The organism is Halomonas sabkhae (genome assembly GCF_030409265.1).
Classification (GTDB): domain Bacteria; phylum Pseudomonadota; class Gammaproteobacteria; order Pseudomonadales; family Halomonadaceae; genus Halomonas; species Halomonas halmophila.
Genome location: NZ_JAUFPM010000012.1, coordinates 218,170 through 229,286 on the forward strand (window position 1 = coordinate 218,170; position 11,117 = coordinate 229,286).

General features: G+C 64.7%; 9 protein-coding genes. 3 read left to right on the forward strand and 6 right to left on the reverse strand.

Translation table 11 applies throughout. From position 1 onward, the window contains the following. Positions 1-125 precede the first annotated feature (125 nt). A complete protein-coding gene (gene amaB, locus QWY79_RS09090) occupies positions 126-1,619 on the forward strand; it encodes an L-piperidine-6-carboxylate dehydrogenase (RefSeq protein ID WP_141321760.1) in 1,494 nt (497 codons plus the stop codon). Positions 1,620-1,708: 89 nt separating this feature from the next. Continuing rightward, positions 1,709-2,989 carry an L-pipecolate oxidase gene (amaA, locus tag QWY79_RS09095; RefSeq protein WP_290271992.1) on the forward strand — a complete coding sequence of 427 codons (1,281 nt, stop codon included), beginning with the start codon at positions 1,709-1,711 and terminating at the stop codon, positions 2,987-2,989. Positions 2,990-3,214: 225 nt separating this feature from the next. On the opposite strand, the gene QWY79_RS09100 is transcribed toward amaA, so the two are convergent. The 4 genes from QWY79_RS09100 to QWY79_RS09115 form a co-directional block, all read right to left on the reverse strand. Then, positions 3,215-3,988, reverse strand: coding sequence for an amino acid ABC transporter ATP-binding protein (locus QWY79_RS09100; protein WP_290271994.1), 774 nt, complete (start codon positions 3,986-3,988; stop codon positions 3,215-3,217). Between the two features lie 30 nt (positions 3,989-4,018). Beyond that, on the reverse strand, positions 4,019-5,113 hold the full coding sequence (locus tag QWY79_RS09105; RefSeq protein ID WP_290271996.1) for an amino acid ABC transporter permease: 1,095 nt from the start codon (positions 5,111-5,113) through the stop codon (positions 4,019-4,021). 1 nt (position 5,114) lies between these two features. Then, complete coding sequence (locus tag QWY79_RS09110) at positions 5,115-6,293, reverse strand: amino acid ABC transporter permease (RefSeq protein ID WP_290271998.1); 1,179 nt, start codon at positions 6,291-6,293, stop codon at positions 5,115-5,117. Between the two features lie 204 nt (positions 6,294-6,497). Further along, on the reverse strand, positions 6,498-7,526 hold the full coding sequence (locus tag QWY79_RS09115; RefSeq protein WP_290272001.1) for an amino acid ABC transporter substrate-binding protein: 1,029 nt from the start codon (positions 7,524-7,526) through the stop codon (positions 6,498-6,500). A gap of 132 nt (positions 7,527-7,658) precedes the next feature. Between QWY79_RS09115 and QWY79_RS09120 the strand changes: the two genes are divergently transcribed. Then, positions 7,659-8,282, forward strand: a complete 624-nt coding sequence (locus tag QWY79_RS09120) for a hypothetical protein (RefSeq protein WP_290272004.1) — start codon at positions 7,659-7,661, stop codon at positions 8,280-8,282. Positions 8,283-8,465: 183 nt separating this feature from the next. Here QWY79_RS09120 and ahpF read toward each other — a convergent pair whose 3' ends face one another. Together ahpF and ahpC are read right to left on the reverse strand one after the other, a co-directional pair. Continuing rightward, positions 8,466-10,022 (reverse strand): alkyl hydroperoxide reductase subunit F, encoded by a 1,557-nt coding sequence (ahpF, locus tag QWY79_RS09125; protein WP_290272006.1) that lies wholly within the window; start codon positions 10,020-10,022, stop codon positions 8,466-8,468. Positions 10,023-10,226: 204 nt separating this feature from the next. Continuing rightward, the gene (gene ahpC, locus QWY79_RS09130; RefSeq protein ID WP_141321772.1) at positions 10,227-10,790 is read right to left on the reverse strand and encodes an alkyl hydroperoxide reductase subunit C; all 564 of its coding nucleotides are present in this window, start codon (positions 10,788-10,790) and stop codon (positions 10,227-10,229) included. Positions 10,791-11,117: the final 327 nt, after the last annotated feature.

The window sequence follows — 11,117 nt, forward strand, 5'->3', positions numbered from 1 at the left end:
AAAATGGAATGACCTTCATATAAAACGTCGTTTGAGCGGCGTCAATCGGCGCGTCAATACTGGCCTCATTTCCGCCATTCTGGAACCGACGCCTGGCGTCAGATGAGAACACGAGGGGACACACCATGATCGACACGCTCATGCACAAGCTCGGGGTCGACGAGGCCCGCTACCGCCAGGGTGACTTCGTCATCACCTCCCCCACCGACGGCGGCGAGATCGGCCGCGTCAGCCTGGAAGGCGCCGATGCCATCGAGGACCGCGTGGCACGTGCCCGCAGCGCCTTCGAACAATGGCGCCAGGTGCCGGCCCCACGGCGCGGCGAGCTGGTGCGCCTGTTCGGCGAGCAGTTGCGTCGCCACAAGGAGGACCTGGGCGCCCTGGTCACCCTGGAGTGCGGCAAGATCTACCAGGAAGGCCTGGGTGAAGTGCAGGAGATGATCGACATCTGTGACCTGGCGGTGGGCCAGTCGCGCCAGCTCTACGGCCTGACCATCGCCTCCGAGCGCCCGGGCCACCACATGCGCGAGAGCTGGCATCCGCTGGGCCCCATCGGCCTGATCACCGCCTTCAACTTCCCGGTCGCGCCCTGGGCCTGGAACTCCGCCCTGGCGCTGGTGTGCGGCAACAGCCTGCTGTGGAAGCCGTCGGAAAAGACCCCGCTCACCGCCCTGGGCTGCCAGGCGCTGCTGGAACGCGCCATGGCCGAGTTCGGCGACGAGGCACCGGCCGACCTGAGCCAGGTGATCATCGGCGACCGCGCCGCCGGCGAGCGCCTGGCCGACGACCCTCGCGTGCCGCTGATCAGCGCCACCGGCAGCACCCGCATGGGCCGTGAGGTAGCACCCCGCGTGGCGGCCCGCTTCGGTCGCAGCATCCTCGAGCTGGGCGGCAACAACGGCATGATCCTGGCGCCCAGCGCCGATCTGGACATGGCGGTACGCGCCATCCTGTTCTCGGCCGTGGGCACCGCCGGCCAGCGCTGCACCACGCTGCGCCGCCTGATCGTCCACGAGTCCGTGCGCGACGAGGTAGTCGAGCGGGTCAAGAAGGCCTATGCCGGCGTGACCATCGGCGATCCCATGGAAGGTAGCCTGGTCGGCCCGCTGATCGATGCCCAGGCCTTCGAACAGATGCAGTCGGTGCTCGATCAGGCGCGCCAGCAGGGCGCCACGGTGTTCGGCGGCGAGCGCCAGCTGGCCGACCAGTACCCGGATGCCTACTACGTCACGCCGGCCATCGTCGAAGTGGCGTCACAGAATGAACTGGTCAAGAACGAGACCTTCGCGCCGATCCTCTACGTGATGAGCTACCGCGACTTCGACGAGGCCATGGCGATGCACAATGACGTACCCCAGGGGCTGTCGTCGTGCATCTTCACCACCGATGTCCGCGAGTCCGAGGCCTTCGTCTCGGATGTGGGCAGCGACTGCGGTATCGCCAACGTCAATATCGGCCCGAGCGGTGCCGAGATCGGTGGCGCCTTCGGCGGCGAGAAGGACACCGGCGGCGGCCGCGAGTCCGGCTCGGACATCTGGAAGAGCTACATGCGCCGCCAGACCAACACCGTCAACTACTCCCGCGAGCTGCCGCTGGCCCAGGGCATCAAGTTCGACTGAGCCCTCGGCGCCCGCCGTCGACACCGGGTGACGACGGCGGGACCCGGTCATTTCCCATGGCATTGGCCTGAAGCTGTCAGGAGCGCCGTATGCAATCGACCTGCGTCTGGACGTCCACGTCCCTCGAGCCGCTGCATGACACCATGCAGCTGTCAGGCGAGGCTTCGGCGGATGTTGCCGTGATCGGCGGCGGTATTACCGGGCTGAGCACGGCCATTCATCTCGCCGAGGCGGGCGTGTCGGTGGCCCTGCTGGAAGCCGGCGAAATCCCCAGCGGAGGCTCAGGGCGCAGCGTCGGCCTGGTCAACGCCGGGATGTGGATTCCGCCGGACGACATCCTCGAGGCCCTCGGCCCGGAAAACGGCGAGCGAGCCAACAGCGTCCTCGGTGAGGCACCCGCCGAAGTCTTCAAGCTGATCGATCGCTACGCCATCGACTGCCAGGACACCCGCACCGGCACCCTGCACCTGGCGCACAATGGCAGGGGCGAGCAGGAGCTGGAACGGCGTTACCAGCAGTTTTCCCAGCGTGGTGCGCCGGTGGAGCTGCTCGAGGGCGAGGACTGTCAGCGGCGCATCGGTACACAGCGTATTCGGCGCGCCCTGCTCGACCGGCGTGCCGGCACCCTCAACCCCACCGCCTACACCCGGGGCCTGGCCCGCGCCGCCCGGCAGGCGGGCGCCCATCTGTATACCCACAGCCCGGCCGACGGCATCGAGCGAGTGGGCGAAAGCTGGCGGGTCGCGACGCCCCACGGCAGCCTGCGGGCCCCGCAGCTGGTCATCGCCACCAACGCCTACAGCGAGGATCACTGGAATCAGGTGCGTGACGTCTTCTTCCGCGGGCACTTCTACCAGGTGGCCTCGGCGCCGCTGCCCGACGACATCGCCGGCGATATCCTGCCCGAACGCCAGGGCGCCTGGGATACGCGCATGGTACTCAGCAGCATGCGCCGCGACGCCGAAGGGCGCCTGATCCTGGGTAGCCTGGGGCGGGGCGAGACCAAGCCGGAGGCCTTCCTGCGCTGCTGGGCCGACCGCATCCAGCGCCATTACTTCCCGCAGCTGGGACAGGTGGACTGGGAATGCACCTGGACCGGCCAGGTCGGCTTCACGCCGGACCATACCCTGCGCCTGTTCGAACCGGCCCCGGGCATTCTCGCCGCCGCCGGCTACAACGGCCGCGGCATCACCACCGGCACCGTGGTCGGCAAGGGCTTCGCCCGCTACCTCACTCACGGTGACGACAGCAGCCTGCCGCTGCCCGTGCGACGCGCCACGCCGCTCCGCGCCAAGCCGCTATGGAGCAAGGCCTACGAAAGCGGCTTCACCCTCTACCACGCCGGACAATGCCTGCGCATCGTCGCCTGAGATGCGCCCCTTCAGCCAGAAAACATTAGCCAGAACGCAACACGAGCCAGAACACAAGGAAGCGTTCGAACTGCGAGCACGTCCAGGCCACACATGACCACGGGCGCCGGGGACAGGGCGCAGCGAGGGTCATCCGCCATTGATGGCGGATGTAGCGCCCATGGACGAGTTTACAGCGCCCTCGCCGAGCCCTGTCGCCGGAAAAGCCCCTGCCGGCCGCTTGGCTTAATGCCCCAGAATCTGGCTCAGGAACAGCTTCGTCCGCTCCGATTCCGGATGGTTGAAGAAGGTCTGCGGCGGTGCCTGCTCGATGATCTGGCCCTGGTCCATGAAGATCACCCGGTCGGCCACCGTCTTGGCGAAGCCCATCTCGTGGGTCACGCACAGCATGGTCATGCCGTCCTGGGCCAGCTCGACCATGACATCCAGCACCTCCTTGATCATTTCCGGGTCGAGCGCCGAGGTCGGCTCATCGAACAGCATGACCTCGGGGCGCATGCACAGCGCCCGGGCAATGGCCACGCGCTGCTGCTGACCACCGGATAACTGCCCCGGATACTTGTGGGCCTGATCGGCGATCTGCACCCGCTCGAGAAACTCCTGAGCGGTCTTCTCGGCCTCGGCCCGCGGCTTCTTCTGCACCCAGGTCTGGGAGATGCAGCAGTTGTCGAGCACCGAGAGATGCGGGAAGAGATTGAAGTGCTGGAAGACCATACCGACATTGCGGCGTATCTGCTCGATGCGCTTGATGTCCTGGGTCATGGTCACGCCATCGACCGTGATGCGGCCCTGCTGATGCTCCTCCAGATGATTGAAGCAGCGAATCAGGGTCGACTTGCCCGAGCCCGAAGGCCCGCAGACGACAATGCGCTCACCGCGCGCCACCGTCAGGTCGATGTCACGCAGCACATGAAAGTCGCCGTACCACTTGTTGAGCCCCTCCACCTCGATCATCGGAGTATCCGCGGAGGAAGCGCTTGCCGAATTGTTTGCCGTCATGACGGTATTTCCTTGTTATTAAACGCTGAATCAGTGGCCTGTGTGGAGGCGTCGCTCTATGTACTGACTGTACCTGGACATGCTGAAACAGAAGACCCAGAACATCAGCGCGGCGAAGACATAGCCCTCGGTGGCGAAGCCCAGCCAGTTGCTGTCGGTGAGCCCCGCGCGAATGATCGCCAGCAGATCGAACAGGCCGATGATCAGCACCAGCGAGGTGTCCTTGAACAGCGCGATGAAGGTGTTGACGATGCCGGGAATCACCAGCTTCAGGGCCTGGGGCAGCACGATCAGCCCCATGCGCCGCCAGTAGCCCAGCCCCAGGGCCTTGGCGGCTTCCTCCTGGCCGGAGGGAATCGCCTGCAGGCCACCACGCACGACCTCGGCCATGTAGGCGCTCCAGAAGAACATGATGCCGATCAGGGCGCGCAACAGCTTGTCGAACTCGACCTCGGTAGGCACGAACAGCGGCAGCATGACCGAGGCCATGAACAGCACCGTGATCAAGGGCACACCGCGCCAGAACTCGATGAACACCACGCACAGGCTGCGCACCAGCGGCATCTGCGAACGCCGCCCGAGAGCCAGCACCACGCCGATCGGCAGCGAACCGACGATGCCCACGGTGGCCACCGTCAGGGTCAGCATCAGCCCGCCCCACTCGCGGGTCGGCACTACCTCGAGACCGAAGTGGCCACCGATCAGCAGCACATAGGCGACGATCGGGAAGCCGACCAGGGCAAAGGCGCCCACCCAGCGCTTGGCCGGTAGCCGGGGAATGGCCAGCCAGGCCACCAGCAGCGTCAGCATGGCCAGCACGATATCCACCCGCCAACGCTCCGGGTCGGGATAGAAGCCATAGATGATGGTCTCGAAACGCGCACTGATGAACACCCAGCAGGCGCCCTCGCCCGTGCAGGCCTCGCGGGTCGAGCCCAGCCAGTCGGCGTCGATCAGCGCCCACTTGGCCATGGGCCACAGCATCATGGCCAGCAGCACCATGGTGATCACGCTGACCACGCTGTTGAGCGGGCCATTGAACAGATTGGCGCGCAACCAGCCGACCACGCCACGGCGCATGTCCGGCGGACGACGCGCCTCGATCATCTCGGTTCGTGTCGTCATCTCATCGCTCCTTGAGCAAAGTGCGCGCGTTGTAGAGGTTCATCAGCGCCGAGACCACCAGACTGATCACCAGATAGACCGCCATGGTGATGGCGACGATCTCGATGGCCTGACCGGTCTGGTTGAGCGCCGTGCCGGCGAATACCGCGACCAGATCCGGATACCCGATGGCGGTGGCCAGCGAGGAGTTCTTGGTCAGGTTGAGATACTGGCTGGTCAACTGCGGCACGATGACCCGCATGGCCTGCGGAATGACCACCTTGCGCAGGGTCACATCGCCGGGCAGGCTGATCGCCTTGGCCGCCTCGGTCTGCCCCTTGGGCACCGACTGAATGCCCGAGCGCACGATCTCGGCGATGAACGACGCCGTGTAGATGGACAACGCCAGCCACAGCGCCACCAGCTCCGGGATGACGGTCACGCCGCCCTGGAAGTTGAAGCCGGCCATGGCCGGTATCTCCCACTCGAGCGGCTGGCCGGTCAGCATGAAGACCAGCAGCGGCAGGCCGATCAGGATCAGCGCACCGAGGCGAAAGACGGGCAGTGCCTTGCCGGTGCGGGTCTGCAGGCGCCGCGCGTAGATCGTCAGGGCCACCACGGCGACCACGGCCAGCAACAGCACCCAGAGCGTCGCCGAGAAGCCCGGCAGGGGCTCGGGCGCCGGCACCACCAGGCCACGCACGTTGAGGAAGAAGGCCTCGAACAGCGACAGGCTCTGGCGCGGACTCGGCAACGCCTGCAGAACGGCGAAATACCAGAACAGAATCTGCACCAGCAGCGGGATGTTGCGAAAGATTTCGACGTAAGCGGCGGCGAGCTTGGCCATCAGCCAGTTGCTCGACAGACGCGCGATGCCCACCGCGAAGCCGATGACGGTCGCCGCCACGATGCCCATGGCGGAAACCAGCAGGGTGTTCAGCAGGCCCACCACGAAGGTACGGGCATAGCTGCTGTCACCGCTGTACTCGATCAGGGTCTGGGGAATGGAGAAACCGGCCCGTTCCTGGAGAAAGCCAAAGCCCGTGGTGATGCCACGCGCCTCCAGGTTGGACAGGGTGTTGGTCACGATCATGGCGATGAAGCCCAGCAGGGTCAGCAGCAGGATCGCCTGGATCACCAACGCACGAACGGCGGGGTCACGCCATAGCGGCCCCCGTTCGGAAGTAGAAGAACGCTGCATGTCGAGCCTCGAACGGGATATCACGACCCGCCACCCCGACGGGCAGCGGAAGCAGAAATCGACGGAACATGACACGGCCCGATCGCTGCAGCGGCCCCGACACTTGCCGGGGCCGCTGGCTGCCACCCATCAGAGTGGCGCATACACGATCATGAGCCGGGCCGTCCCGACCCGGGAAACGCGGAATCCGTCAGCGACGCTCGCTCAACGGACCGGCGGCGCATAGAGGATGCCGCCTTCATTCCACAGCGCGTTCATGCCACGGCTGATGCCCAGCGGCGAGTTCTCGCCCACGGTATCGGCGAAGACTTCACCGTAGTTACCCACCTGGGAAATGATGTTGTAGGCCCAGTCATTGCTCAGACCCAGCTGCTCGCCATAGGTGCCGTCGACACCGAGCAGGCGTGCCACACCGGGGTTCGGCGGGTTCTCCTTCATCTCATCGACATTGTCGCGATTGATGCCCATTTCCTCGGCATTGACCATGGCGAAGATCGTCCACTGCACGATATCCAGCCACTGGTCATCGCCCTGACGCACCACGGGGCCCAGCGGCTCCTTGGAAATCAGTTCGGTGAGGATCTCGACGCTATCGGGCTCGGGGAGCTGCAGGCGCAGGGCGCTGAGCTGCGAGGTATCCGAGGTCAGCACATCACAGCGACCACTGGCGAAACCCTGGGCCGTCTGGTCCGGGGTATCGAAGGTCACGGTGTTGATGTCGATGTCGCGGGAGGGGAAGTAGTCGGCGAGGTTGAGCTCGTGGGTGGTGCCGGACTGGATGCAGATCGAGGCACCGTTCAGGTCCTCGAGGCTCTCGATTTCCAGGTCCTTGTCGACCATGAAGCCCTGACCATCGTAGAAGGTCGTGGCGGTAAAGTTCAGGCCCAGGGAGTTATCGCGAGTGGCCGTCCAGGTAGTGTTGCGCGACAGGACGTCGATTTCGCCGGACTGCAGCGCCGTGAAGCGTTCCTTGGCGGTGAGGGGTGTGAACGCCACGTTTTCGGGGTCACCGAAGATGGCCGAGGACACGGCGCGGCAGGTTTCCACATCCAGGCCCTGCCAGGTGCCGTCTTCGTCGGAGGCCGAGAAGCCGGCAAGGCCGACATTCACGCCACAACGCAGTTCACCACGTTCCTTGACCTCGTCCAGGGTAGCGGCCGAGGCGGTCGCGGCGGTTCCAAGCGACAGGGTAGCGAGGGATAGGGCTACCAGCGTCTTGTTGTTGTTACGCATGACCAGAAACTCCAATTTGTTGTCGTGTAATGTGCATGCATGAGTTCGCAATGCGACCCTTGCGAATCTAGCAACGACGGTATCCAATCAGCAACGCTGCCATTAAACGTTTGTCACATTGAGACTATATCCATGCGTCCTGTCACCTTTCTGGCGAGCGGCTGGCTCATCTGTCTGCTCGCCGCCCTGCCTGTCACTCCGGCCCTGGCGGCCAGTTTCAACACCGTCGATGTCCAGCGCCACGCTGACTGGCACTCGCTGCGCCTGACCCTGGGCGAGGAGCGCCACGTACGCGCCATCGAGCAGAGCAGCTACACGGACAGCGTGCTCAGCGTCAACGCCACGCCCGGCGCCTGCGGGCAGCGCTGGCTGGAGATTCGCGTGACGCTCGACGAGGTCCAGGCCGAGAGCGCCACCTGGGACCGGGTGCCGGTGGATGTGATGGTCGATCAGGACAGGGTCTACACCGGCGAGGCGGCCTTTATCACCGAGCGCGGCGACGACGGCTTCTATGTGCGGCTGACGATGCCGGATACCGGCGCCCTCCTCGATGGCATGCGCCACGGCGAGACACTGCGCCTGCGCATCCACCGCGGCGAGGACGATCCCTGGTTCATGGTCTTCAGCCTGAACGGCGCCGACCAGGCGCTGGCCCGCATGAACCGCCTGTGCGAGACGCGTCCTGCAGACAACGCCACCCCACACGACAACGCCCCCGCCGGTAAACCGACGAGGGCGTCACCCACCACGCAATGATGGCTTGGCCAGGTCAAGGAACGCCTTCCCAGCTCGCAATGTCGATGGTGGGCGCCGGGGACAAGGCGAAGCGAGGGTCATGTAGCGCCCATGGAGGGGTTCACAGCGCCCTCGCGAAGGCTTGTCGACGGAAAAGCCCACCTCTCCCTGAGGTTTGAAGATGACCGTCAGAAATACTGTCACTCACTGACGAATCAAGTAATCGAAAGCCCCCAGCGCCGCCCGCGAGCCTTCGCCCAACGAGATGACGATCTGCTTGTAGGGCACCGTGGTCACGTCACCGGCGGCGAAGATGCCCGGCACCGAGGTCATGCCGCGCTCATCGGTGATGATCTCGCCATGCTCGGAGAGCTCGATGGACGAATCGCGCAGCCACTCGGTGTTGGGCACCAGGCCGATCTGCACGAAGATGCCTTCCAGTTCGAGATCGCGCAGCTCGCCGCTGGCACGCTCTTCATAGGTCAGGCCGGAAACCCGCGCCCCATCGCCGTTGACCTGGGTCGTGCGCGCGCCCTTGATGATCTCGACATTGGGCAGGCTGGCGAGCTTCTTCTGCAGCACCTCGTCGGCGCGCAGCTCATCCATGAACTCGATCAGGATGACTTCCTTGACCAGGCCGGACAGGTCGATGGCCGCCTCGACACCGGAGTTGCCGCCGCCGATCACGGCGACCCGCTTGCCCTTGAACAAGGGGCCATCACAGTGCGGGCAGTAGGCCACGCCCTTGTTGCGATACTCGGCCTCGCCGGGCACGTTCATCTCCCGCCAGCGCGCCCCGGTGGAGAGCACCAGCGTCCTGCTTTTCAGGCTGGCGCCCGAGGCGAAGCGCACCTCGTGCTCACCGCCCGGTTCGGTTGAAGGCACCAGCTCGGTGGCCCGCTGCAGGTCCATGATCTCCACGTCGTACTGCTTGACGTGTTCTTCCAGAGCCGCCGCCAGCTTGGGGCCTTCGGTGTAGGGCACGGAGATCAGGTTCTCGATGCCCATGGTGTCGAGCACCTGGCCGCCGAAACGCTCGGAGGCGACACCGGTGCGAATGCCCTTGCGCGCGGCATAGACGGCGGCCGATGCGCCGGCCGGGCCGCCGCCGACCGTCAACAGGTCGAAGGCCGGCATCTCGTTGAGGCGCTCGGCTTCGCGCTCCTCGGCGCCGGTATCCACCTTGGCGAGGATCTGCTCGAGGCTCATGCGGCCCTGGTCGAAGGGCTCGCCGTTGAGGAAGATGCCGGGCACCGACATGACCTCGCGGGCGTCGACCTCATCCTTGAACAGCGCGCCGTCGATGGCCACATGGCTGATGCCCGGGTTGAGCACGGCCATCAGGTTCAGTGCCTGGACCACGTCCGGGCAGTTCTGGCAGGACTGCGAGAAATAGGTCTCGAAGTGCAAGCCGCCCGGCAGCGCCTTGATCTGCTCGACGGTTTCGTCGCTGGCCTTGGGCGGATGGCCGCCGACATGCAGCAGGGCCAGCACCAGCGAGGTGAACTCGTGGCCCATGGGGATGCCGGCGAAGACGATGCCGGTGGACTCGCCTTCACGGTGCAGCGCAAAGGACGGCGCACGCGCGTCGTCACCATCCAGGCGCAGGCTGATCCGTTCGCTCAGGCCGGCGACGTCCTTCAGCAGGGCATGCATTTCCCGAGACTTGTCGCCGTCATCGAGGGTGGCGACGATCTCGAAGGGCCGTGTGACCTTCTGCAGATAGGCATTGAGCTGGGATTTCAGATTGTCGTCCAACATAACGGCGATATCCTCGTCGCGGATCATCAAGACACGACTCCCCCGTGGCGACCACTCGGGTAGCGCATCCTGCAGTCAATTCGGTGATGCAAACCCGGGCAGCACCCGGGTTTGTCAGGCAGGCATCGGCGACCGCGAACCATCAGGCCGCCGATTCAGGCAACGTGGCCTCAAAAGGGCGTTGCCGGCAGGAAGCAGGCTTCCTTAGATCTTGCCGACCAGGTCCAGAGACGGCTCGAGGGTTTCCTGACCTTCTTCCCACTTGGCCGGGCAGACCTCGTTGGGGTTGGCACGCACGTACTGGGCGGCCTTGACCTTGCGCAGCAGCTCTTCGGCGTTACGGCCGATGTTGCCGGCGTTGAGCTCGACGATCTGGATCTTGCCGTCCGGGTCGACCACGAAGGTACCGCGATCGGCCACACCGTCTTCCTCGATCAGCACATCGAAGTTGCGCGACACGACGTGAGTCGGGTCGGCCAGCATCGGATACTGCAGCTTGCCGATGGTCTCGGAGCTGTCGTGCCATGCCTTGTGAGTGAAGTGAGTGTCGGTGGAGACGCTGTAGATTTCCACGCCGAGCTTCTTGAACTCTTCGTAGTTGTCGGCCAGGTCGCCCAGCTCGGTGGGGCAGACGAAGGTGAAGTCGGCCGGATAGAAGAAGAAGATGCTCCACTGGCCCTTCAGGCTTTCATTGGTAACGTCAATGAATTCGCCATTGTAATAGGCAGTCGCCTTGAACGGCTTCACTTCAGTGTTAAGAATCGGCATTGATGGATGACTCCTTGCTGTCGTGGGTGGTCGGCTCAATACAGGGCCTAGGATATCGACCAAGGTCCTATAGGGTAAATTGAACGAGCTGATCCGGCTGATAGGGCTTTCCTAAATAGCCCCGTCAGCCGCTTCTCTCTGCATGATGGTATCGCTCAGGCGACGAAATGATGACACGGCTTGCCGCGTGTCGTCAGCGTTCCCCCAGCGCATTGCCCCAGGCCCGCAGGATGGGCTTGAGCAGGTACTGCATGACCGTGCGTTTGCCGGTCAGGATGTCCACCTGCGCCGTCATCCCCGGGATCACGTCCAGCTCCTGCGCCTTCT